Source organism: Pseudomonas sp. MYb193, assembly GCF_002966775.1.
GTDB classification, from domain to species: domain Bacteria; phylum Pseudomonadota; class Gammaproteobacteria; order Pseudomonadales; family Pseudomonadaceae; genus Aquipseudomonas; species Aquipseudomonas paracarnis.
The window spans coordinates 2,617,654-2,639,960 of sequence record NZ_CP023269.1; the positions used below are offsets into that span (position 1 = coordinate 2,617,654).

At 62.0% G+C, this 22,307-nt stretch carries 18 protein-coding genes and 1 pseudogene; 13 read left to right on the forward strand and 6 right to left on the reverse strand.

All coding sequences use genetic code 11. The annotated features are described in order from the left end of the window. Positions 1-2: 2 nt before the first annotated feature. Positions 3-1,106 carry an efflux RND transporter periplasmic adaptor subunit gene (locus CLM72_RS12100; protein ID WP_105229127.1) on the reverse strand — a complete coding sequence of 368 codons (1,104 nt, stop codon included), beginning with the start codon at positions 1,104-1,106 and terminating at the stop codon, positions 3-5. A gap of 312 nt (positions 1,107-1,418) precedes the next feature. On the opposite strand from CLM72_RS12100, the gene CLM72_RS12105 reads away from it, so the two are divergent. From CLM72_RS12105 to CLM72_RS12120, 3 genes and pseudogenes are all read left to right on the forward strand, one after another. Continuing rightward, positions 1,419-2,285 carry a pirin family protein gene (locus CLM72_RS12105; protein WP_105226600.1) on the forward strand — a complete coding sequence of 289 codons (867 nt, stop codon included), beginning with the start codon at positions 1,419-1,421 and terminating at the stop codon, positions 2,283-2,285. A gap of 166 nt (positions 2,286-2,451) precedes the next feature. Then, positions 2,452-3,907: pseudogene (locus tag CLM72_RS12115) on the forward strand (mechanosensitive ion channel domain-containing protein). 93 nt (positions 3,908-4,000) lie between these two features. Beyond that, positions 4,001-4,438 (forward strand): carboxymuconolactone decarboxylase family protein, encoded by a 438-nt coding sequence (locus CLM72_RS12120; protein WP_057014381.1) that lies wholly within the window; start codon positions 4,001-4,003, stop codon positions 4,436-4,438. 128 nt (positions 4,439-4,566) lie between these two features. Here the strand turns inward: CLM72_RS12120 and CLM72_RS12125 are convergent, their stop codons facing one another. Continuing rightward, on the reverse strand, positions 4,567-6,729 hold the full coding sequence (locus CLM72_RS12125; protein ID WP_105226602.1) for a TonB-dependent siderophore receptor: 2,163 nt from the start codon (positions 6,727-6,729) through the stop codon (positions 4,567-4,569). A 191-nt stretch (positions 6,730-6,920) separates the two neighbouring features. Here CLM72_RS12125 and CLM72_RS12130 point away from each other — a divergent pair, with 191 nt between their 5' ends. Further along, complete coding sequence (locus tag CLM72_RS12130) at positions 6,921-7,700, forward strand: acetoin reductase (protein ID WP_034125782.1); 780 nt, start codon at positions 6,921-6,923, stop codon at positions 7,698-7,700. A gap of 42 nt (positions 7,701-7,742) precedes the next feature. Here the strand turns inward: CLM72_RS12130 and CLM72_RS12135 are convergent, their stop codons facing one another. After that, positions 7,743-9,605: a sigma-54-dependent Fis family transcriptional regulator gene (locus CLM72_RS12135; RefSeq protein WP_105226603.1), complete on the reverse strand. Its 1,863-nt coding sequence runs from the start codon at positions 9,603-9,605 to the stop codon at positions 7,743-7,745. 307 nt (positions 9,606-9,912) lie between these two features. On the opposite strand from CLM72_RS12135, the gene CLM72_RS12140 reads away from it, so the two are divergent. The 3 genes from CLM72_RS12140 to CLM72_RS12150 are packed head-to-tail and all read left to right on the forward strand — an operon-like array spanning position 9,913 to position 13,045. Then, complete coding sequence (locus tag CLM72_RS12140; RefSeq protein ID WP_057977155.1) at positions 9,913-10,890, forward strand: thiamine pyrophosphate-dependent dehydrogenase E1 component subunit alpha; 978 nt, start codon at positions 9,913-9,915, stop codon at positions 10,888-10,890. A 35-nt stretch (positions 10,891-10,925) separates the two neighbouring features. After that, positions 10,926-11,945, forward strand: a complete 1,020-nt coding sequence (locus tag CLM72_RS12145; RefSeq protein ID WP_105226604.1) for an alpha-ketoacid dehydrogenase subunit beta — start codon at positions 10,926-10,928, stop codon at positions 11,943-11,945. Then, positions 11,942-13,045, forward strand: coding sequence for an acetoin dehydrogenase dihydrolipoyllysine-residue acetyltransferase subunit (locus CLM72_RS12150; RefSeq protein WP_105226605.1), 1,104 nt, complete (start codon positions 11,942-11,944; stop codon positions 13,043-13,045). The genes CLM72_RS12145 and CLM72_RS12150 overlap by 4 nt, the downstream gene beginning before the upstream one ends. Before the next feature lie 59 nt (positions 13,046-13,104). Here CLM72_RS12150 and CLM72_RS12155 read toward each other — a convergent pair whose 3' ends face one another. Next, positions 13,105-14,001 carry a helix-turn-helix domain-containing protein gene (locus CLM72_RS12155; protein ID WP_105226606.1) on the reverse strand — a complete coding sequence of 299 codons (897 nt, stop codon included), beginning with the start codon at positions 13,999-14,001 and terminating at the stop codon, positions 13,105-13,107. A 137-nt stretch (positions 14,002-14,138) separates the two neighbouring features. Here CLM72_RS12155 and CLM72_RS12160 point away from each other — a divergent pair, with 137 nt between their 5' ends. Genes CLM72_RS12160 through CLM72_RS12170 form a run of 3 tightly spaced genes read left to right on the forward strand, consistent with a single transcriptional unit; the run spans position 14,139 to position 17,900 of the window. Then, positions 14,139-15,497 (forward strand): glutamine synthetase family protein, encoded by a 1,359-nt coding sequence (locus CLM72_RS12160; RefSeq protein WP_105229128.1) that lies wholly within the window; start codon positions 14,139-14,141, stop codon positions 15,495-15,497. A 25-nt stretch (positions 15,498-15,522) separates the two neighbouring features. Further along, positions 15,523-16,611, forward strand: coding sequence for a polyamine ABC transporter substrate-binding protein (locus tag CLM72_RS12165; protein ID WP_105226607.1), 1,089 nt, complete (start codon positions 15,523-15,525; stop codon positions 16,609-16,611). Continuing rightward, entirely contained in the window at positions 16,608-17,900 is a 1,293-nt protein-coding gene (locus tag CLM72_RS12170) for an FAD-binding oxidoreductase (RefSeq protein ID WP_105226608.1), read from the forward strand. The genes CLM72_RS12165 and CLM72_RS12170 overlap by 4 nt, the downstream gene beginning before the upstream one ends. A gap of 423 nt (positions 17,901-18,323) precedes the next feature. Here the strand turns inward: CLM72_RS12170 and CLM72_RS12175 are convergent, their stop codons facing one another. Next, positions 18,324-19,220, reverse strand: a complete 897-nt coding sequence (locus CLM72_RS12175; RefSeq protein ID WP_105226609.1) for a LysR substrate-binding domain-containing protein — start codon at positions 19,218-19,220, stop codon at positions 18,324-18,326. A 112-nt stretch (positions 19,221-19,332) separates the two neighbouring features. Between CLM72_RS12175 and CLM72_RS12180 the strand changes: the two genes are divergently transcribed. Genes CLM72_RS12180 through CLM72_RS12190 form a run of 3 tightly spaced genes read left to right on the forward strand, consistent with a single transcriptional unit; the run spans position 19,333 to position 21,588 of the window. After that, complete coding sequence (locus tag CLM72_RS12180) at positions 19,333-20,343, forward strand: aldo/keto reductase (protein ID WP_105226610.1); 1,011 nt, start codon at positions 19,333-19,335, stop codon at positions 20,341-20,343. A gap of 11 nt (positions 20,344-20,354) precedes the next feature. Then, positions 20,355-21,152: an SDR family NAD(P)-dependent oxidoreductase gene (locus tag CLM72_RS12185; protein WP_105226611.1), complete on the forward strand. Its 798-nt coding sequence runs from the start codon at positions 20,355-20,357 to the stop codon at positions 21,150-21,152. Positions 21,153-21,177: 25 nt separating this feature from the next. Further along, positions 21,178-21,588 (forward strand): SRPBCC family protein, encoded by a 411-nt coding sequence (locus tag CLM72_RS12190; protein ID WP_034125770.1) that lies wholly within the window; start codon positions 21,178-21,180, stop codon positions 21,586-21,588. A gap of 106 nt (positions 21,589-21,694) precedes the next feature. Here the strand turns inward: CLM72_RS12190 and CLM72_RS12200 are convergent, their stop codons facing one another. Beyond that, positions 21,695-22,192 (reverse strand): AAA family ATPase, encoded by a 498-nt coding sequence (locus tag CLM72_RS12200; protein WP_105226613.1) that lies wholly within the window; start codon positions 22,190-22,192, stop codon positions 21,695-21,697. Positions 22,193-22,307 lie beyond the last annotated feature (115 nt).

Genomic DNA, 22,307 nt, shown 5'->3' on the forward strand with positions numbered 1-22,307 from the left:
ACTCATTGATCCTGCTGACGGTTGAGGGCCAGCGCCTGGGCGGGCAGCAAGCGCACCGTATCGCCGCTGTGCAGCAGGTGAGCGCCGAGGGCGACGATGGTTTGGCCGGGTGTTACGCCGCTGTCGAGCAAGGCGTCTTCCTGGCCGAGGCTGGCGACCTTCACCGGGGCGAAGCTGATCTTTTGATCATCGCCAATCAGCCAGACGCCCGAGCCTTGCCCCGCATCCTGCAAGGCGCCAATCGGCACGCGGGTTTGCAAGGGTTGGCCGTTGCCTTGCAGGCGCACGGTGATGGTGGAGCCGAGGGCGAAACGCTCGACCGAACCCTGCAGCACGTAACGTGCGCGGTAGGTGCGGGTGACCGGGTCGGCGCTGGCGGACAGTTCGCGCAGGGTGGCGGTCACGGCCTGGTCCGCTGCGCCAAAGGGCAACGCCAGGGCTTTTTGCGAAGCCAGGTCACGCCGGTTCTCCGGCAGGTTGACGATGGCTTCGCGGGCGCCGTCATGGGCCAGGCGCGCCACGATTTGCCCTTCGGCCACCACTTGGCCGCGATCGGCCAGCACGTCGGTGATGATGCCGTCGCCATCGGCCTTGAGTACCGAATAAGTGCGACGGTTTTCGATCTGGCTGGCATCCGATTGCGCCGCGGCCAGTTCGGCCTGGGCGACGCGCAGGTTGGTGGCCGACTGGTCGAAGATCTGCCGCGACACCGCGCCGGTGCTGGCCAGGCGCTGGTAACGGTTTTCATCGTCACGGCGCTGGCGCAGTTGGGCCTGGGCGGCGTTGACGCGGTTCTTGGCCGAGCGCAGCGCCAGTTCGAAGTCGCCGATGTCCAGCACCAACAGGGTGTCACCACGGGAGACGTGCTGGCCGGGGTCGACCTTGCGCTCGATCACCTTGCCGCTGACCCGAAAGCCCAGGTTGCTTTCTGTGCGTGCCGCTACTACGCCGGTGTAGGCACTTTGCTGGGTGCCGGCGGCTTCGACCTTGGCGGCGAGTACCGGGCGCGGCACTGGCACCTGGGCGGTATCGGCCTTGCTGTTGCAGCCATTGAGGAACATCAACAGGGCCAGGGGCGTGAGAAGACGCAGGGGGAGAGGGGGCATGGCGAACTCCAGGGTGACCATAGTTCAAAAAATTACGGTCGTAATTTTCTGCTTATATTATGGTTGAAATATAAATTAATCCAGCCCTCGGATAATCCCGGTCATTCAGGCGCAGGTCCCCGTGTGGGAGCGGGCTTGCTCGCGAAGAGGCCGGGTCAGCAATATTGGTGCTGACTGACCCATCGCTTTCGCGAGCAAGCCCGCTCCCACAGGTTAAAACAGCGTTCTATATGTAGAACGATCAGGGCCAATTTTGCCGTCTAGTGCTCAGAGGTGAGGCGAATTAAGCTGTACTCACTTTGGAGGTACACCATGAAAAAGCTGATTGGTATCTACACCAGCCCCCGCGCCCACTGGGTCGGCGACGGCTTCCCTGTACGCACGCTGTTTTCCTACGACACCATGGGCAAGCACATCAGCCCATTCCTGTTGCTGGATCACGCAGGTCCGGCCGAATTCACCCCGACTGAACAACGTCGCGGCGTTGGCCAGCATCCGCATCGCGGTTTTGAAACCGTGACCATCGTCTACGACGGCGAAGTCGAGCACCGCGATTCCACCGGTGCCGGCGGCAAAATCGGCCCGGGCGATGTGCAATGGATGACCGCAGCCAAAGGGATCCTGCACGAAGAGTTTCACTCCCAAGACTTCGCCCGTAGTGGCGGCGCACTGGAGATGGTGCAACTGTGGGTCAACCTGCCGGCCAAGGACAAAATGGCGGATGCCGGTTACCAGACCATCGTCGATGGCGACATTCCGGTGCTGCCATTGGCAAACGACGCCGGTCACCTGCGCCTGATTGCCGGGGAATTTGCCGGTACTCAAGGCCCGGCCCGCACCTTCACGCCGATAGACGTATGGGACTTGCGCCTCAACGCCGGTAAAGCGGTCACGCTGGACCTGCACGCCGGGCGTAACACCGCCTTGGTGGTGCTCAGCGGCACGTTGTTGATCAACGGCGACGAGGTCGCACGCCAGGGGCAATTGGCGCTGTTCGAGCGCGACGGTAAGCAACTGACCCTGGAGTCCAACGACGACGCCAAGGTGCTGCTGCTCAGCGGCGAACCCATCGACGAGCCCATCGTCGGCCACGGTCCGTTCGTGATGAACACCGAGCAGGAGATTCACCAGGCATTTGCCGACTTCCAGTCGGGCAAATTCGGGCAGATGCACGCCTGACGGTTCACCGCAGCCGCCTGTGGGAGCTGGCTTGCCTGCGATAGCATCACCCTGGTGTAGCTGATACACCGCGGTGTTTGCATCGCAGGCAAGCCAGCTCCTACATTTTGTTTCCAGGGTTCTGATTTCATGCGATCTTCTCGGCATTCGCCCTGGAGTCGCCTGGATGCCCTCATTTATCGCTGATCACCCGATGCTGTGCGCCGTGGCGTTGATCCTGATCGACATCGCCGTGTGGCGCCTTATTTCCCCCAACCTGGCCAACTGGAAACTCGCAGCGCGGCTGGTGATTTTCGCGGTATTCAGTGCCGTGTTGTTCAACGACGGCATGAACCCCATGCAAGCGGCGCCCTATGCCGATGACACCACCCTGCACCTGGCCGCCACGGCGCTGCAGATCGGCTGGTGGTTGTTCGCCGCGCGCACGCTCACGGTGTTGCTCGGCGCGGTGATGATGCAGCGGGTCGGCCATACCGGGCGTTTGTTGCAGGACCTGATGGGCGCAGTGATTTTCCTGATCGCGATCATCGCCGCCATGGCCTACGTGCTCGACCTGCCGGTCAAGGGCGTGCTGGCCACCTCCGGTGCCGTGGCGATCATCGTCGGCCTGGCCTTGCAAAGCACCCTGAGCGATGTGTTTTCCGGGATCGTCCTCAATACCACCAAGCCTTACCAGATCGATGACTGGATCTCCATCGACGGCACCGAAGGCCGCGTCACCGACATCGACTGGCGCGCCACGCGCCTGCAAACCTCCCAGGGCAGCCTGGCGGTGATCCCCAACTCCCTGGCGGCCAAGGCCAAGATCATCAACTTCTCGCGCCCGGCGGACATGTTCGGCCTGGCGGTCAGCCTGCAAGTCAGCCCCCATGCGCGCCCGCAAACCGTGATCGAAGCGCTGGAGCGTGCGATGCAGGGCTGCCGGCCGTTGCTGGCCGTTGCTGGCCCAGCCGGCGCCCAGCGTCGCGTTCAAGGCGTCCACCGGCAGTGGCGTGGAATATGAGATCAGCGGCTTCGTGCCGGCCATGGGCCTCAAGCGCGAAACCCGCAACCAGCTTTATGACCTGGCCTACCGGCATTTGCAGGCGGCGGGCGTGGGGCTGTTGTCCGCCACCGAAGGCAGCACGCCGCCTGCGGTGTCTGGCGCCCGGGCATTGCTGGAGCGCTCGTCGATCTTCTCCACTTTGCGTCAGGAAGAAAAAGACACCTTCAGCCAGAACATGACCCTGCACACCTACCGCGCCGGTGAGATGATCCTGGCGGCGGGGGAGGTGAGCGATCACCTGTTCATCATCGAGTCCGGCGTGGTCTCGGTGCTGTTGATCAAGGACGGGCACAAGTTCGAGGCTGGGCGCATGGGCCCTGGGGAGGTGATCGGTGAGTCCGGCATCCTCTCCGACCAGGCGGCGCTGGCGGATTTTTCGGCCAAGACCTACTGCACGCTCTACCGCATCGAAAATGAATACCTCAAGCCGTGCCTGGACGCCCGGCATGATATCGGCGAAGCCATGAAGGCGCTGCTGGACTTCCGCCGCCATGCCGCCCAGGCCCTGACCGAAGACGCGCCCGTGGTACCGGTCAAGAAGGGCTTCATCCAATGGCTGAGGAACCGTGGCCTGTAGATTGGTCACCTGTTCTTCGCCCGGATTGGCTATTTCTCCAGGACGCCGGGGTGACTAACCTGCTCACCAATCCCACTGTCCTGGAGCAACACCATGCAAACCCGTACCGATTTCTACACCGCTTCCCCAGACGCCATGAAAGCCATGCTCGCCCTGGAAGCGGCGGTCGGCAAACTCTCCATCGAACTGCCACTGCTGGAACTGGTGCGCCTGCGCGTTTCGCAGATCAACGGCTGCGCGTTCTGCCTGGACATGCACACCGCCGATGCACGCAAGGGCGGCGAAACCGAGCGGCGCCTGTACACCGTGTCGGCCTGGCGTGAAACCCCGTTCTTCACGCCGCGCGAGCGTGCTGCCCTGGCCTGGGCCGAAAGCCTGACCTTGCTCAGCCAGACCCACGCCCCCGACGAAGACTTCAACGCCCTGGCTGCGGAGTTCAGCCCACAGGAACAAGTCGACCTGAGCGTTGCCATCGCCACCATCAACAGCTGGAATCGCCTGGCGGTGGGGTTTCGCAAGATGCCCAAGTAACGATCGGAGAGTTGCTGCTTTTTGTGGCGAGGGAGCTTGCTCCCGCTCGACAGCGAAGCTGGAGCCGGTTTTTTGGGGGCGCTTCGCACCCCAGCGGGAGCAAGCTCCCTCGCCACAGAGTCGCAGGTTCAGAAATTTACTGAAGCACTCAGGCGCGCCGTCAACGGTGCGCCCTGGAACAGGTAGTCATCGCCCATATACTCGCCCGCGTCGCGCCAGTAGCGCTTGTCGAACAGGTTATCGACGCTCAGGCGAAACACGGTCTCGTAGCCATCGACCTTCGTGGTGTAGCGGCTACCGACGTTGACCACCGCGTAGTCGCCCACTTCTACGTTGCCGGTGCGATTGGCAGACTTCTTGGCGCTGTATTGCACGCCGCCCAATACCGCCAGGCCGTTGACCCAGGGCAGGGCATAGTCGGCGTACACGCTGGCGCGCAGCTTGGGCACGTTGATTGCCTGGTGGCCTTCGTATTCCGGCGTGCCGCTGCCGCTCACCCGCGCTCGGATCGCGGCCACGCTGGTGGCGATCTGCAGACGGTCGGTGGCCCAGCCGTTGGCGGACAATTCAATGCCGGTGTTTTTTTGCTGGCCCTGCTGCACGTAGTTGAACGTGTCACCTTCGGGCTTGGCGTACTGGTAAGCCTGGCGCGTCTGGAACACGGCGGCGGTGAAGCTGATACGGCGCCAGTCGTATTTCACCCCGGCTTCGATCTGGCGCGAGACGGTGGGAGCGAGTGTTTCATCGGCATTGTTTGCAAACCACGGCGCGGTGCCGCCCAGGGACAGGCCCTTGCTGTAGCTGGTGTACAGCGAAACGTTGTCCACCGGCTTGTAGATCAACGAGGCCTGGGGCAGGAACACGTACTGTTGGGTGTGGCGCGTCTGGTTGCCGGTGACGCTGTCGAAGGCTTTTTCGTCCAGGCGCACTTCACGGCCGCCGAGGATGGTTTGCCAGTGCTCGTTGAAGCGGATGCGGTCGGTGACGAACAGCCCGTACTGGCGGCTGTCGAGGTTGCGGTGGCTGTCGTTCAACGGTTTGTCGGTCGGGGGAAAGCTCGGCACCTCTTCGTTGATATTGGCGGTGCCGATGAATTCGTTGACCGACTTGCGTTTGTCGATCACTCGGCGAAACGCGCTGCTGCCAAAGGTCAGTTCATGGCCGATGCCGGCGGTGTCGAAGAGGCCGGTCATGGCCGCCTGGATTTCATCGTCGCGGCGAGTGTCATCCGGGCTGCGGTAGTCGTAGACGTCGTAGTTGCCTTCGGGGCTGAAGTAGTTCGGCACGCTTGCGGAACTGCAACTGGCCGAACCATAGCAACCCCAGGCAAACGAGCTGTAGTCATCAATCACCACCTTGCTACGCGCCGCGCTGACACTGCCTTTCCATTGATCGCTGAAACGGTATTCAAACTTGCCGTTGAGGTTCAGTGAATCAATCCCCACCTGCTTGCCGCCGGTCTGGTGCCCCAGCAGCTTCTTCGGTGAAGCGCCGTGGGGCACTTCGGTGCCCCCCAACAGTTGATACCCCGGTACCGAACGCTGTTGCTTGTTCTGGTACTCGGCGTCCAGTTGCAGCACGGCGTCGGGGCTGATGTTCCAGTCAAAGGCCAGGGACACGAAATCGCGCTGGCCGTTGGCGTGTTCCACATAGGAATTGAGGTCTTCATGGGCGACGTTGGCGCGCAGGCCGAACTGCTGCTCGCTGCCAAACCAGCCGCCGACATCGGTGGCGATGTAACCACTGCCACGATCATCGGTGGACACCGTCACCGAGCGCACATCCTGGGGGCGTTTGGTCACGTAGTTGATCACGCCACTGGGCTCGGAAATGCCGCTCTGCAAACCCGCCAGGCCCTTGAGCACTTCCACCTGCTGCTTGTTTTCCAGCGCGACGTTCTGCTCGCCGGTGATGGTGCGCCCGTTGATCTTGTAACTGCTGGCTGCATTCAGCGAGAAGCCGCGCACCACGAAGTTTTCGTAATAACCGATAGGCGCATAACTGTCGCCCACTGAGGCATCGTTGCGCAGCACTTCACTGAGCAAGCGTGCCTGCTGGTCCTTGATCAGCGCGGCGTTGATCACGGTGATCGAGGCGGGGGTGTCCAACAGCGGCGCTTCATCAAAGCCGCCCACCGACGCGGTTTCACTGCGGTAGCCCGACTCATCCTGGCCCTGGACCTTTACCGTCGGCAACTCGATCTCGGCGGCCAGGCTGCTGCCGATGCCGCCACTGAGCAACAGGCCGAGGGCGAAACGTGAAGTGACGACGGGGCGAAAACGCAAAACCATGGGTAAAGGCCTTAAAGCGCTGGGCGGGGGGCGCCTAAGCTAGGCATAAGCGCGGCCTTTTACAAGCTTTCGCGCAAGGTTCGCACGGCGAGACAACCCGTCTCAGCTGCGATGCCGATCCTGTTGCGGCTCGACAGCCAGGCGCCGGCTTGCGATAGACAAGGCTCCCCTCATCGTTTCAGGAGATTGTCATGGGTATCGCAGGTAAAGTCGCGCTGGTCACCGGCGCCGGGCAGGGCATAGGCCGGGCTATTGCCATGCGCCTTGCACAGGACGGCGCCGATGTCGCGTTGGTGGACATTGACGGCGCCAAGCTCAACGCCGTGGCCGCCGAAATCGTCGCCACCGGCCGCAAAGCCTCTGTGTTCATCGCTGATGTATCCAGGCGCGAACAGGTGACGGCTGCGGTCGAGCATGCCCACCAGACGCTGGGCGGATTCGACATCATCGTCAATAACGCCGGAGTGGCGCAGATCGACTCATTGCTCGATGTCAGCCCGCAGCAGGTCGAGCGCACCCTGGATATCAACGTCAAGGGCGTGCTTTGGGGGATCCAGGCGGCCGCCAACATGTTCAAGGCGCTCAAGCAGAAGGGCAAAATCATCAATGCTTGTTCAATCGCAGGGCATGAAGGCTTTGCGCTGTTAGGAGTCTACTCGGCGAGCAAATTCGCGGTGCGCGCCTTGACCCAGGCGGCGGCCAAGGAACTGGCGAGCGCGGGGATCACGGTAAACGCCTATTGCCCCGGCGTGGTGGGCACCGATATGTGGGTTGAGATCGACAAGCGCATGGCCGAGATTACCGGGGCGCAGGTGGGGGCAACCTACAAGCAGTACGTGGATGGGATTGCCTTGGGCCGTGCGCAAACGCCGGAGGATGTGGCGGGGTTTGTGGCATTTCTGGCAGGCCCGGACGCAGACTATATGACCGGGCAGGCGCCGTTGATCGACGGTGGCCTGGTCTACCGCTGACAGCGTGGGTCGACTCGCCTGCGTGGGAGTCGACCCCTTGTATCAGTGGGTTTTGCCGGGCATATCAATACCCAGCTGGTTCACGCGTCGGTACAGGGTTGCCCTTGAAATCCCCAGGGCCTGTGCCGCAGGTGAGGGTTTCCAGCGATGGCGAATCAACGCATCCAGAACCATTTGACGCTCGGGGCTGGCGCTCTGTTCGGCCAGCCCTTGAGGCTGCTCGCCCCGGATATCAATCGGCAAATCCGCCACTTGCAGCGTAGTGCCTTCGCACACCGCATAGGCGTACGCCAGCACATGCCGCAGTTGCCGCACATTGCCCGGCCACGCATAACCCAGCAGCAATTGCAGTGCGGCCTGGCCGATGCCCAACGACACGCCACTGTTACGCGCCTCTTGCTCCAACAGCCGATTGATCAGGGCCAGCTTATCGGTGCGTTCGCGCAACGGTGGCAGGCAGAAGCGCGCACAACCCAGGCGAAAGTACAGGTCTTCCCGGAATCGGCCCGCGCTGACCAGCGCCGCTAAATCGCGGTGGCTGGCGCAGATCACCTGAATATTCACCACACGGGTTTTCGCTGCGCCCAACGGCGCGACTTCACCCTCGGCCAGCACCCGCAGCAACCGTGTCTGCAACGCCAGCGGCATATCGCCGATTTCGTCGAGGAACAACGTACCGCCGTCGGCTTGCAGTAGCAGCCCGCTCATGCCTTTGCTGGACGCTCCGGTGAAGGCGCCGGGCGAATAGCCGAACAGCTCGCTTTCAATCAGGCTTTCCGGAATCGCCGCGCAGTTCACCGCCACAAACGGCCCGTCCCGGCGCGTGCTGTGCTCATGCAACTGGCGGGCGAAGACTTCTTTGCCGACGCCGGTTTCACCTTGCACCAGCACGGGCAGGTTGCGGTCCTTGACCCGCGCAGCCAGGCGCAGGTGCTCCTGGATCCGCGGGTCGACTTGAGTCTCTGGCAGCGCCCGAACCGAGGGGCGTCGGGGTGCATTGACCCTCACGTGTACCGCGTCGGGCTTGCCCAGCCAGTGCAACTGCCGGGTTGACTGATCAGTGGCTGCACGCAATGCATCCACGTCGAACACTTCGCCGATATGCTCAGGCAACTGGCCAAAGCGCAAGCGCAGGGCTTGACGCGCCTTGCTGTTCAAGGCGTGCAGACGTCCGTCCTGGTCCCAGGCCAGCAGCAGGTCGGGTTGGCTGTCGACAAAGCCTGGAGTGCTATGGGCTTGTAACACCCAGTGCTGCCGGGCGCTGTGCATGAAAAAAGCGTTTTCGATGGCCTGGGCGCTCTGCGCCACCATCTGCCGTATCAGGTGCTGGCTGCCGCGGTCATCCGGCGACTTGAGCGCCGAGACATCCAACACGCCCAGCAGGTGGCCCTGCGGGTCGAAGATGGGCGCAGCCGAACACGTCAGGCCGATAAACGCTGCGCGAAAGTGATCACGCTTGTGCACCGTCACCGCTGTTTTACTGGTCAGCACCGTGGCCACGCCGCAGGTGCCTTCCTCGGCTTCCGACCAGCAGGTGCCCAGGTAAAGGCCGGCCTTGCGGCAGTCGGTGCGAATGTTCGCATCGACACGGTGATCAATGGTCTGGCCCTGGGCGTCGGTGAGCATCACGCAGTAGTCGGCATGGCGCACGCGGTGGTGCAACTGCGCGACTTCTTCGCCGGCGATGCGCATGAACAGCTCGGCGCGCTCGCGGCATTCCTTGAGCAAGGGTTCGCTGAGGATGCGTGGACCTTGCAGGGAGCCGGGGTCCAGGCGGTGTTGCTCCATGGACCGCCGCCACGAATCGAAGATCAGCGACGGCACGGGCGCCTGGGGCAGGCGCTCGGCATTGCGGACCACGCGGCTGACACAGTCGACATGCTCCCTGGAGTTCATGGCGAGCATAAAGCCTCCGGTTCTCAAGCTTTGTTGTTATGCGCGTCATTAAGCGCGCATGTGCGCCCACGGACAAGGGCACCTTGACCAACGCCTGCATTGAGACGCTGCGTCTCATGCCGCTGAGACTCAAGGGTCGAACTGCGTGGTTGCGTCTCACATTTAGCCGACCACTTACCTGGGCATCGCTGTGTGGCACGGCTCTGGATCAAGGCTTTGCCAGGTTTTCTCGACGGTTGGCACAAGCTGTGCTGAACAGCTTGGCACTGGCTGCAGCCAGTCTTTTGTGCGTCGAGACAACCTGGAGAACAACAAGATGTCCACCCACCTGTGCACCGATCAGTTACTGCATGCCTACACCGTGATGCGCACCATCCGCGATTTCGAAGAACGCCTGCATGTGGAGTTCGCCACCGGCGAGATCCCCGGTTTCGTTCACCTGTATGCCGGCCAGGAAGCCTGCGCCGCTGGCGTCATGGCGCATCTCAATGACGATGATTGCATCGCGTCCAATCACCGCGGCCACGGACACTGCATCGCCAAGGGCGTCGACGTGTTCGGCATGATGGCCGAAATCTATGGCAAGAAAACCGGCGTGTGCGGCGGCAAAGGCGGCTCCATGCACATCGCCGACCAGGAGAAAGGCATGCTCGGCGCCAACGGCATTGTCGGTGCCGGCGCACCGTTGGCCGCGGGGGCGGCGCTGGCTGCCAAGCTCAAGGGGAGCCAGGGCGTGGCAGTGGCATTTTTTGGCGACGGTGGCTCCAACGAAGGTGCCGTGTTCGAAGCGATGAACCTGGCGTCGATCATGCAGCTGCCGTGTCTGTTTGTCGCCGAAAACAACGGTTATGCCGAGGCCACTGGCGCCGGTTGGTCGGTGGCATGCAAAGACATCGCCGAGCGCGCCGCCGGGTTTGGTATGCCGGGGGTGATCGTCGACGGCAATGATTTTTTCGCGGTGCATGAAGCGCTCGGCGTTGCTGTGGAGCGGGCGCGCCAAGGCGACGGGCCAACGCTGGTCGAGGTCAAGCTCAGCCGTTTCTACGGGCACTTCGAGGGCGATGCGCAAACCTATCGCGGCGCTGACGAAGTGAAAAACCTGCGCGAAAGCGCCGATTGCCTGGCCTTGTTCCGTCAGCGCTGCCATGCCGAAGGCTGGCTGGACGCAGCGCAGTTCGAGCGCATCGACGGTGAAGTGGCGCAGTTGATCGAAGACGCCGTACGCCTGGCCAAAACCGATCCCAAGCCACAGGCCGCCGACCTGCTAAGCGACGTTTACGTGGCTTACCGCTGACCAACCCTATAAAAACAAGACGTGGAGAGAATCTAATGGCTCGTAAAATCAGCTATCAGCAGGCGATCAATGAGGCCTTGGCCCAAGAGATGGGCCGTGACCAGAGCGTATTTATCATCGGTCAGGATGTGGCCGGTGGCACCGGTTCCCCCGGTGAGCAGGACGCATGGGGCGGCGTGCTCGGCGTGACCAAGGGCTTGCACCCGCAATTTCCCGGGCGCGTGCTGGACGCACCGTTGTCTGAGGTCGGCTACGTGGGCATGGCGGTGGGCGCCGCTACCCGTGGCATGCGCCCAGTATGCGAATTGATGTTCGTCGACTTCATCGGCTGCTGCCTGGACCAGTTGCTCAACCAGGCTGCCAAGTTCCGCTATATGTTCGGTGGCAAAACCACTACACCGCTGGTGATCCGTACCATGTACGGCGCCGGTTTGCGGGCGGCTGCCCAGCATTCGCAAATGCTCACCTCCATGTGGACGCATATCCCCGGCCTCAAGGTGGTATGCCCGGCCACGCCCTACGACGCCAAGGGCATGTTGATCCAGGCAATCCGCGACAATGACCCGGTGATTTTCCTGGAGCACAAAATGCTCTACGGCATGCAGGGCGACGTACCGCAAGAGCTGTACACGGTCCCGTTTGGCGAAGCCAACTTTGTGCGTGAGGGCAAGGATGTGACGCTGGTGACCTACGGCCGCATGCTGCATATCGCCCTGGAGGCTGCGGCCAACCTGGCGCGTCAAGGCATTGATTGTGAAGTGCTGGACCTGCGCACCACCAGCCCGCTGGATGAAGACAGCATCCTTGAAAGCGTCGAGAAAACCGGGCGCCTGGTGGTGATCGACGAATCCAACCCGCGCTGCTCGGTCGCCACCGACATCAGTGCCCTGGTGGCCCAGCGGGGGTTCGCTTTCCTGCGCGCTCCCATCGAGATGGTCACCGCGCCGCACACCCCGGTGCCGTTTTCCGATGCCCTGGAAGACCTGTACATCCCCAACGCCGCGAAGATCGAAGCCGCCGTGATGAAGATCGCCGACAAGAGGACCGCCGCATGATTCATACCCTGACCATGCCCAAATGGGGCCTGTCGATGACCGAGGGCCGCATCGATGTCTGGCTCAAACAACCCGGCGACCGAGTGGAAAAGGGCGAGGAAGTACTGGACGTGGAGACCGACAAGATCTCCAGCAGTGTCGAGGCGCCTTTCAGCGGCGTGCTGCGTCGGGTGCTGGCGCTCAGTGATGAAACCCTGCCGGTGGGCGCTCTACTGGGAATCGTGGTGGAGGGCGAGGCGACAGAGGCTCAGATCGATAGCGTGATCGAAAGCTTCAACGCCGGGTTCGTCTCCAGTGCCGCCGAAGCCGAAGAGGCCGGCCCCAGCGCACACAAAGTCGAGGTAGGCGGGCGCTTGCTGCGTTATCTGGACATGGGCGAGGGCGGCACGCCGCTGGTGTTGGTGCACGGCTTCGGGGGCGATCTGAACAACTGGCTGTTCAATCAACCGGCCCTGGCCGCCGAACGCCGGGTGATTGCCCTGGACCTGCCGGGGCACGGGGAGTCGGGCAAGTCTCTGCAAACGGGAGACGCTGCCGAACTCAGTCACGCCGTACTGGCATTGCTCGACCACCTGGCGCTCGACCGTGTGCATTTGGCCGGCCACTCCATGGGTGGGCTGGTGACCCTCACCGTCGCCAGCCTGGCGCCTGCACGTATCGCCTCCATCACCTTGATCGCCAGCGCCGGTCTGGGTGCCGATATCAACGGCGATTACCTGCGAGGTTTTGTCGAAGCCAACAACCGTAACGCGCTCAAGCCGCCATTGACTCAACTGTTCAGTAACCCTGCGCTGGTGACGCGGCAAGTGCTGGAGGACATGCTCAAATTCAAGCGCCTGGAAGGGGTGGATCAAGCGTTGCGCCAGCTCGATCACAAGCTGTTCGATGGCGGGCGGCAGATGCTGGATCTTCGCAACGAGGTGGGCCGCCAGCCGAGCCTGGTGATCTGGGGCAGTGACGATGCGATCATCCCGGCAAGCCACGCCCAAGGGCTGCAGGCTCAGGTGCATGTATTGCCGGGGCAGGGGCATATGGTGCAGTTGGAGGCGGCGGAGCAGGTCAATCAACTGATCTCCACCTTTTTGAACGCGCAGCCCTGATTGAGGTTCAAGGGAGGGACGGTTTGGCCTGTCCCTCCCACAAGGTCAAGCGTGTTTTTTCAGCTGGAGCGTTTCAGGGTTTCGCTGGGCAGCTCCTGAAAAAGCGCCCGATAGCTGTTTGAAAACCGCCCCAAATGCCAGAACGACCAATTCATCGCCACCTCGGCTACGGTGGTATCAGCGCCACTTAGCAACTCACGCCGCGCCCCGTTCAACCGACGCAACCTTAACCACTGCGCCGGGCTCATCCCCGTGTAGGTCTTGAACCCTTGCTGCAATTGGCGCAACGGCACACCCGCAATCTGCGCCAGTTCCAACAGGTTGGCGGTTTCATCCGGTGCATCCGCCGCCCATTCGCCGATGCGCGCCATCAATTGGCGTTCTTCATTGCGCTTTTGCAATGAACTGCCGTCCAGGCACACGCAGGCGTTATCGAGGATAAACAGGCAGTCGTCGAGCAGTTGCTGGGTGAGGGCATCGCGGCTGATGGGGTCGGTCAGTGCCGATAGGCGCGTAAGGGTGCCGCTCAGCCAGCGAGTGAACAGCGCATTTTGCCGACAGGTCAGCGGTGCCATGAACAAGCCTTCGAGTTTGGCTATATCCAGGCCCTGGCGCTGGACGAACTGCGCGCCGAACACCACGGCCACTTCGCGGTAGTTTACCGGGGTGATCCAGGTGTTGCGGCTTTCGCCATTGAGCAGGTACAGCGCGTTGTCACTGGCGTCGAAACAAAACGCCAGGGCGCCGGCAGGTGCGTTGAAATGCTGCTCCACGCGGGTGTTCATGCACTCTTCGTACACCTGTACCCCTTGCAGGTCGAGGTAGCGCACCCGCCCGGCAAAATGCCCGGGGGACATTTGCTGGTACTGCTGCACCCAGCCGGGTGTCGCACTGCATTGGGCGGCCACATCGCCGGTGGCGAAGGCCTGTACGCGCAAAGCGGTTGCCTGTGTCATGGTGATCCGTGCGCACTCTATTGGTGCGTTGTGCCGCGTGCAAAGTGGATAGATGCCGTTTCAAGGCTGGCCCAAGATAGACCTCAATGCGCTGGGAGTACAAGCCGGCGTCGCATCCCACCCAAGACGAGGTCCTTATGAACGCCCCCTTCGATCAGCTGTCCACCTGGCTGAAAGAACACAAGATTACCGAAGTCGAATGCGTGATCAGTGACTTGACTGGCATCGCACGCGGCAAGATCGCACCCACCAACAAGTTCCTGCATGAGCGAGGCATGCGCCTGCCGGAAAGTGTGTTGCTGCAAACGGTAACCGGGGACTTTGTCGACGACGATATCTACTACGATCTGCTGGACCCGGCCGATATCGACATGATCTGCCGCCCGGTCGCCAACGCCACTTACGTGGTGCCGTGGGCCATCGAACCCACCGCCATCGTGATCCACGACACCTTCGACAAGCAGGGCAACCCCATCGAGCTGTCGCCGCGCAATGTGTTGAAGAAAGTCCTGCAGCTCTACACCGACCAAGGCTGGCAGCCGATTGTCGCGCCGGAAATGGAGTTCTACCTGACCCAGCGCTGCGAAGATCCGGACCTGCCGTTGAAAACCCCGATTGGCCGTTCCGGCCGTGCCGAAACCGGCCGCCAGTCGTTCTCTATCGATGCGGCCAACGAATTCGACCCGCTGTTCGAAGATGTCTATGACTGGTGCGAAGCCCAGGGCCTGGACCTGGATACGCTGATCCACGAAGACGGCCCGGCGCAGATGGAAATCAACTTCCGCCACGGCGACGCCCTGGACCTGGCCGACCAGATCACGGTGTTCAAGCGCACCTTGCGCGAGGCCGCGCTCAAGCACAACGTGGCCGCCACCTTCATGGCCAAGCCAGTGGCCGATGAGCCAGGCAGCGCCATGCATTTGCACCAGAGCGTGGTGGAGATTGCGACCGGCAAACCGGTGTTTGTCGATGCCGATGGCGCCATGAGCCCGTTGTTCCTGCATCACATCGGCGGCTTGCAGAAGTACATCCCCAAGCTGTTGCCGATGTTCGCGCCCAATGTGAACTCGTTCCGCCGCTTCCTGCCCGATACCTCGGCGCCGGTCAACGTCGAATGGGGCGAAGAGAACCGCACCGTCGGCTTGCGCGTACCCACTTCCAGCCCGGAGGCGATGCGTGTGGAAAACCGCCTGCCGGGCGCCGATGCCAATCCTTACCTGGCGATTGCTGCCAGCTTGTTGTGTGGCTACCTGGGCATGATCGAGCACATCGAACCCAGTGCCCCGGTGGAAGGCCGCGCCTATGAACGCCGCAACCTGCGCCTGCCGTTCACCCTCGAAGATGCGCTGGCGCGCATGGAGGATTGCGACACGGTCAAGCAGTACCTGGGGGAGAAGTTCGTGCGCGGCTATGTCGCGGTCAAGCGTGCCGAGCATGAGAATTTCAAGCGGGTGATCAGTTCGTGGGAGCGTGAGTTCCTGCTGTTGAGCGTCTGAAAACAAGCATAAGAGGGGTGACGATATGCGTCTTGTGAACAAGCTTCTTCCACTGGCCCTGGTCGCGGCGTTCAGCAGTGCCGGCCAGGCGGCGCCGACGGTGAGTGTCTACAACTGGACCGATTACATTGGTGAGACCACCTTGGCGGACTTCCAGGCCAAGACCGACATCAAGGTGATCTACGATGTGTTCGACTCCAACGAAACCCTGGAGGGCAAGTTGCTCGCCGGGCGCACCGGGTATGACGTGGTGGTGCCGTCCAACCATTTCCTGGCACGCCAGGTGAAGGCCGGTGCGTTCCTCAAGCTTGACCGTGCGCAGTTGCCCAACTTCAAGAACCTGGACCCCAAGCTGCTGAAGTTACTGGAACAGAACGACCCCGGTAATGCTCACTCGGTGCCATACCTGTGGGGCACCAATGGCATTGGCTACAACGTCGACAAGGTCAAGCAAGTGCTGGGTATCGACCGCATTGATTCGTGGGCTGTGCTGTTTGAACCGGAGAATATCAAGAAGCTGCATGAGTGCGGCGTGGCCTTCCTCGATTCAGCGGATGAGCTGTTCCCGGCGATCCTCAACTACATGGGCAAGGACCCACGCAGCGAGAATGCCGAGGACTACAAGCAGGCCGAAGCCAAGCTGCTGACGCTGCGGCCGTACATCACCTATTTCCACTCTTCCAAGTACATCTCGGACCTGGCCAACGGCAATATCTGCGTGGCCTTCGGTTATTCCGGCGATGTGTTCCAGGCCGCCAACCGCGCCAAGGAAGCCAAGAACGGGGTGAACATTGCGTACTCGATTCCCAAGGAAGGCTCCAACCTGTGGTTCGACCTGTTGGCGATTCCGGCCGACGCGAGCAACCCCAAACAAGCTCATGCGTTCATCAACTACCTGCTTGAGCCTGAGGTGATTGCCAAGGTCAGCACCTCGGTGGGCTATGCCAACGCCAACCCGGCCGCCAAGCCGTTCATGCCTGCGGAACTGGTGAACAATCCTGAGGTGTACCCGCCCCAGGACGTACTCGACAAACTCTATATCTCCACCACGCCTACGCCGGCGACCATGCGCGTGATGACCCGCGCCTGGAGCAAAGTGAAGTCCAACCGATGATGCAGCCCAATGAACACGCCCCGTCCTATTACCGCGCTTCGGCGAATGCCATGGCGCAGCGGCCCGCACTTGAGGCAGACCTGAGCGCCGATGTGTGTGTGATCGGCGGCGGCTTTACCGGGGTCAACACCGCCATCGAACTGGCCCAGCGCGGGCTCTCGGTGGTGCTGCTGGAAGCGCGCTGCATCGGTTGGGGCGCAAGCGGGCGCAACGGTGGGCAATTGATCCGTGGCATTGGCCATGATGTTTCCGGGTTTGCCAAATACGTGGGCGAGGAGGGCGTGCGTTACCTGGAGCGTGCCGGTATTGACTCGGTCGCTCTGGTGGGCCAGCGCATTGCCGAGCACGGCATCGACTGCGACCTGCGCTGGGGTTTTTGCGAACTCGCCAATACTCCGGCGCAGTTCGCGGCGTTCAAGGGCGAACAGGCGCACCTGGCGGCCATGGGGTATGCCCATGAAACGCGGCTGGTCGGCCCACAAGACATGGCACAGGTGGTGGGCTCTACGGCGTATGCCGGCGGCCTGGTCGACAGGGGTTCCGGGCATCTGCATCCGCTTAACCTGGTATTGGGTGAAGCGCAGGCGGCCGAGGCCCTTGGGGTGCGTATCTTTGAACACAGCCCGGTGCTGGAGCTGATCCATGGCGAGACGGTGCAGGTGCGCTGCACAGGCGGCAGCGTGCGCGCAGCCAACCTGGTGCTGGCATGCAATGCCCATCTTGAAGAGCTGGAGCCGCGCTTGAGCGGCAAGGTACTGCCGGCGGGCAGCTACATCATTGCCACCGAGCCACTGCCTGAGCCTGTAGCCCAGCAGTTGATCCCACAGAACCTGGCGCTGTGCGACCAGAAAGTCGGCCTGGATTACTACCGGCTGACCGCCGACCGGCGTCTGTTGTTCGGTGGCGCCTGCCACTACTCGGGGCGCGACCCCCAGGACATCGCCGCGTACATGCGCCCGAAAATGCTCAAGGTGTTCCCGCAGTTGGCCAACACGGCTATCGAATTCCAGTGGGGCGGCAAGATCGGCATTACCGCCAACCGTTTTCCCCAGGTCGGGCGGCTCAAGCAATACCCGAATGTGTTCTATGCCCAAGGCTATTCCGGTCACGGCTTGAACGTGACGCACTGGTGCGCACGGTTGCTGGCCGAAGGGATACACGCGGGTGCAAGCCAGGGCCTGGATATTTTCAGCCAGGTGCCGCACATGACCTTTCCCGGTGGCAAGGCGCTGCGCTCGCCACTGCTGGCGTTGGGGATGTTGTGGTATCGGTTGCGCGAAGCACTCTGAGATCCAATGTGGGAGCGGGTTTGCTCGCGAAGGCGGTGTGTCAGTCACTGAATCTTCAACTGAACCACCGCTATCGCAGGCAAGCCAGCTCCCACACTGGTCCGGCGTTGCCCACAAAATCATCACCCGGCATAGATCCCCTGTGGGAGCGGGCTTGCCCGCGAAGACGTCGGTTCACCAACATTGATGGCGGCTGAACCACCGCTATCGCAGGCAAGCCAGCTCCCACACGGGTTCTGCGTTGCGCACAAAGTCATCACCCGGCATAGGTCGCCTGTGGGAGCGGGCTTGCCCGCGAAGACGTCGGTTCACCAACATTGATGGCGGCTGAACCACCGCTATCGCAGATCAAGCCAGCTCCCACACTGGTTCTGCGTTGCGCACAAAGTCATCACCCGGCATAGACACCCTGTGGGACGTCAGTCAGATAGCCTCAGGTTCGGTCAGCACTTTGCGAAAGGTTTCCACCAACGGCCTCAAGTTGACGCGGTGCCAGGCCGCCCACAGCGGTGTGGTGTAGGCCAGCCACGGCAGTTCGCGCAATACCACGCCCGGTGGAGCGTTGCGGCTCAGGCCCTTTTGCACCATCGCCACCCCTAGCCCCGACGCGACCAGGCCTAATGCAGTAAAGGGCTCGCTGGCCTCCATGGGGATCTGCGGGGTGAAACCGGCGCGGATACAGGCGGCGACGAAATCATCGGCCGGGTTGGCGCCAGGTTTGCGCTGCACGCCGATCCATTGTTGGTCGGCCAGGTGTTCGGGCCACAGCTCATGTTGTTGAACCAGCGGATGCTGTTCGGGCAGGGCCAGTAGCATCGGGTCATCGAGTACTTGCCAGGCGGTCAGGTCCGGGTCGTCGGCGGCAGGTGGTTCGCCCACCAGGGCGATGTCCAGGCTGCGTTGGCGCAAACCTTCGAGTTGTTCCAGGGAGGGCAGGTTATACAGCTTGATATGCACGGCGGGCCGATCGTCGCGCAGTATGCGCAAGGCATTGGGCAAGACACCGGCGTGCATGGCGTTTTCGATATAACCGATGCACAAACCGCCTTCTTCGCCGCGGCCCAGGCGCTTGCCCAGAGACTCCAGGCGGTTGGCGTGGGTCAGCAGTGCCTTGGTTTCGGCCAGGAAAGTCTGGCCGTCGCGGGTCAAGCGGATACGCTGCTGGCTGCGTTCGAACAGGGTAAGGCCCAGGCGTTCCTCGAGCTGGGCGATCTGCCGGCTCAGGGGCGATTGGGAAATGTGCAAGCGCTCGGCGGCGCGGCCGACGTGTTCTTCTTCGGCTACCACTTCGAAGTAGCGCAACTGGCGTAGATCAATCATGTAAGACCTTCAAGGACTCAAGTTGGTCGCAGTATGTCTTGGACGGTCTGATCAGCGCAATCTAGCATTTGCTCAACGGTCACAGCGACCTCGCGCCGATTGAGGAACCACCATGAGCTTGAAAGACACACTGCCCGGCGTACTGGGCTTTGGCACCGCCCCCTTGGGCAATATGTTTCGCGCTATCCCCGAAGAAGAAGCCCAGGCCACCGTCGAGGCCGCCTGGAGCCAGGGCGTGCGTTACTTCGATACCGCGCCGTTTTACGGCTCGGGCCTGTCGGAAATCCGCTTGGGCCAGGCCCTGTCCAACTATCACCGCGATGACTACGTGCTCAGCACCAAGGTCGGCCGGGTGATTCTGGATGAAGTCGAAGAAACCGCCCGTGACCTTGGGGAAAAAAGCGGCGTATTCGAACACGGCCGCCCGAATAAAATACTCAATGACTACAGCGCCGACGCCACGCTGCGCTCCATTGAAGACAGCCTGACACGCCTGCAAACCGATCGCCTGGACATCGTGTGGGTTCACGACATCGCCCAGGATTTCTACGGCGACCAATGGCTGGAATACTTCAACCAGGCCCGCACTGGCGCCTTCAAAGTACTCACCCGTTTGCGCGAGCAAGGTGTGATCAAGGCGTGGGGGCTGGGCGTCAACCGTGTCGAGCCTTGCGAATTGACCCTGGACCTGACCGAAGCCCGGCCTGATGGTTTTCTGCTCGCGGGGCGCTATACGCTGCTGGACCACGACCGCGCCTTGCAGCGCCTGATGGACGCGGCCCACGCCCAGCAGGTGGAGATCGTCGTCGGTGGCCCTTACAGCTCCGGCATCCTCGCTGGTGGTGCGCATTTTGAATACCAGCAAGCCAGCCCTGCGATCATTGCCAAGGTCGAGCAGATCAAGGCAATTGCCCAGACGTTTGGCGTCAGTATCAAGGCCGCTGCGCTACAGTTCTCACTGGCGCATCCGGCGGTGGCGGCGGTGATTCCCGGTGCCAGTCGTCCGGGGCGGATTGCCGAAGACGTCGCGGCGTTGTCTGAACAGATTCCAGCAGCCTTCTGGCAAGCGTTGCGCGAGGCCCGCTTGATCTCGGACCGTGCACCTTTGCCTCTCTCACGTTAAGGAGCTTGAGCATGAAGATTGATGTAAGCGGCAAAGTGGCTATTGTCAGCGGCAGCACCGCCGGTATCGGCCTAGGCATCAGCCAGGCCCTGGCGCAATCCGGCGCCACGGTGGTGGTGATCGGGCGTGATGCAGGCAAGGTGGACGACGCCTTGGCAAGTATTCGCCAGGCGGTTCCCGCTGCTCAACTGCGTGGTTTAGTGGCCGACCTCGGTACCGTTGAAGGCGCACAGAAACTCTTCGTCGCCGAACCCCGCGCCGACATTCTGGTCAACAACCTGGGCATCTTCGACGCGGTGGATTTCTTCGACGCGCCGGACAGTGAGTGGGCGCGCTTCTATGAGGTCAATGTGATCTCCGGCGTGCGCCTGGCGCGGCATTATGTGCCGGGTATGGTCGAGCAGGGCTGGGGCCGGGTGATCTTCGTGTCGTCCGAATCCGGCGTGGCGACGCCGGCTGACATGATCAACTACGGAGTGACCAAAAGCGCCAACCTGGCGGTGTCCCACGGCCTGGCCAAGCGCCTGGCGGGTACAGGGGTGACGGTGAATGCTATCTTGCCGGGGCCGACCTTTACCGATGGCCTGGAACACATGCTCAAGGACGCCACGGCCGAATCCGGGCGCAGTGCCCGAGACGAAGCAGATGTGTTTGTGCGCCATGCGCGGCCCACCTCGATCATCCAGCGTGCGGCCAATGTGGATGAAGTGGCGAACCTGGTGGCGTACATTGCTTCACCGCTGTCTTCGGCGACGACCGGTGCCGCGCTGCGGGTCGACGGCGGCGTTGTCGACAGCATGGCAATCTGATTTTTTCCTGACTGGAGTATTGATTGTGGCAACAGCTTCTTCTGTGATTGAAATTGCGGTATCGGCCGACCAGGTCTGGCAACTGATTGGCGGCTTCAACAGCCTGCCCGACTGGCTGCCTTTTATTGCCAAGAGCGAGCCGAGCGAGGGTGGCCGTGTGCGTCACCTGACCGCCGCTGACGGCGGCACGATTGTCGAGCGCTTGCAGACTTTCGACAACGTGGCGCGCACCTACAGCTACACCATTGAAGCGTCGCCGTTTCCGGTGAGTGCTTACCTGTCGACCTTGCAGGTGGAAGCGTTGACGGACACCTCGGCGAAAGTGACCTGGTCCGGCGTGTTCACGCCGGCAGCGGGTACCACCGATGCGCAAGTCGAGGAATTGTTTGCCGGTATTTACGAAGGCGGGCTTGAGGCGCTGCGCGGTAACTTCTAAAGATTGTGGCGACGGAGCTTGCTCCCGCTGGACTGCGTAGCAGTCCCACAAAGAGCGGGCCGCTTCGCGCCCCAGCGGGAGCAAGCTCCCTCGCCACAGGTGGGGTTTAGCCTATATGGAGCAAGGCTGCCGCGACAGCCTCTGCCGGCGTCATCTGCGCCGTATCCAGCCTTAACGGTGGTGCCTCCCAACGTTCATACTCATGTACCTGTACCGATTCCCAGGTCGGTGGCACCAGCCCCGGAATATCGCCCACACGCCCTTCGACTCGGCGCCGATGCGCCTGCTGATCGGTACACACTACCTCGATATTGATCAGTGCCACGCCGGCCGCTGTCGCCACCGCTTGCCAGGCATCGCGGCTTTCCTTCACCGGGTTCACACAATCGGCGATCACCCGCTGTCCCAGGCGCAGGTTACTCAGCGCCAGCGCATTCGCCACACCGTAGCCACTGGCCCCCACATCGCCCGCCAACACCGCAGCCTCCCGCAGCGCCTGCTCAATCACATCAATACGCAGGTAAACCGCGCCCAACTGTCGCGCCAGCTCCCTGGCAATCGTGGTCTTGCCACTGCCAGGCAAGCCGCTGAATACAATAAGCATGACCCATCAACCCCATATGTAGGAGCGAGCTTGCTCGCGAAAAACGCCAACAAAAACGCGTACTGCCTGGATAAACGCGGTGCCTGTGAGTTTTTCGCGAGCAAGCTCGCTCCTA

Coding starts and splice junctions, on each gene's coding strand:
- CLM72_RS12180 (WP_105226610.1), top strand. CDS start 19,333: ATGAGCTTGAAAGACACACTGCCCGGCGTACTGGGCTTTGGCACCGCC.
- CLM72_RS12105 (WP_105226600.1), top strand. CDS start 1,419: ATGAAAAAGCTGATTGGTATCTACACCAGCCCCCGCGCCCACTGGGTC.
- CLM72_RS12150 (WP_105226605.1), top strand. CDS start 11,942: ATGATTCATACCCTGACCATGCCCAAATGGGGCCTGTCGATGACCGAG.
- CLM72_RS12140 (WP_057977155.1), top strand. CDS start 9,913: ATGTCCACCCACCTGTGCACCGATCAGTTACTGCATGCCTACACCGTG.
- CLM72_RS12185 (WP_105226611.1), top strand. CDS start 20,355: ATGAAGATTGATGTAAGCGGCAAAGTGGCTATTGTCAGCGGCAGCACC.
- CLM72_RS12130 (WP_034125782.1), top strand. CDS start 6,921: ATGGGTATCGCAGGTAAAGTCGCGCTGGTCACCGGCGCCGGGCAGGGC.
- CLM72_RS12120 (WP_057014381.1), top strand. CDS start 4,001: ATGCAAACCCGTACCGATTTCTACACCGCTTCCCCAGACGCCATGAAA.
- CLM72_RS12125 (WP_105226602.1), bottom strand. CDS start 6,729: ATGGTTTTGCGTTTTCGCCCCGTCGTCACTTCACGTTTCGCCCTCGGC.
- CLM72_RS12170 (WP_105226608.1), top strand. CDS start 16,608: ATGATGCAGCCCAATGAACACGCCCCGTCCTATTACCGCGCTTCGGCG.
- CLM72_RS12155 (WP_105226606.1), bottom strand. CDS start 14,001: ATGACACAGGCAACCGCTTTGCGCGTACAGGCCTTCGCCACCGGCGAT.
- CLM72_RS12145 (WP_105226604.1), top strand. CDS start 10,926: ATGGCTCGTAAAATCAGCTATCAGCAGGCGATCAATGAGGCCTTGGCC.
- CLM72_RS12100 (WP_105229127.1), bottom strand. CDS start 1,106: ATGCCCCCTCTCCCCCTGCGTCTTCTCACGCCCCTGGCCCTGTTGATG.
- CLM72_RS12175 (WP_105226609.1), bottom strand. CDS start 19,220: ATGATTGATCTACGCCAGTTGCGCTACTTCGAAGTGGTAGCCGAAGAA.
- CLM72_RS12165 (WP_105226607.1), top strand. CDS start 15,523: ATGCGTCTTGTGAACAAGCTTCTTCCACTGGCCCTGGTCGCGGCGTTC.
- CLM72_RS12200 (WP_105226613.1), bottom strand. CDS start 22,192: ATGCTTATTGTATTCAGCGGCTTGCCTGGCAGTGGCAAGACCACGATT.
- CLM72_RS12135 (WP_105226603.1), bottom strand. CDS start 9,605: ATGCTCGCCATGAACTCCAGGGAGCATGTCGACTGTGTCAGCCGCGTG.
- CLM72_RS12160 (WP_105229128.1), top strand. CDS start 14,139: ATGAACGCCCCCTTCGATCAGCTGTCCACCTGGCTGAAAGAACACAAG.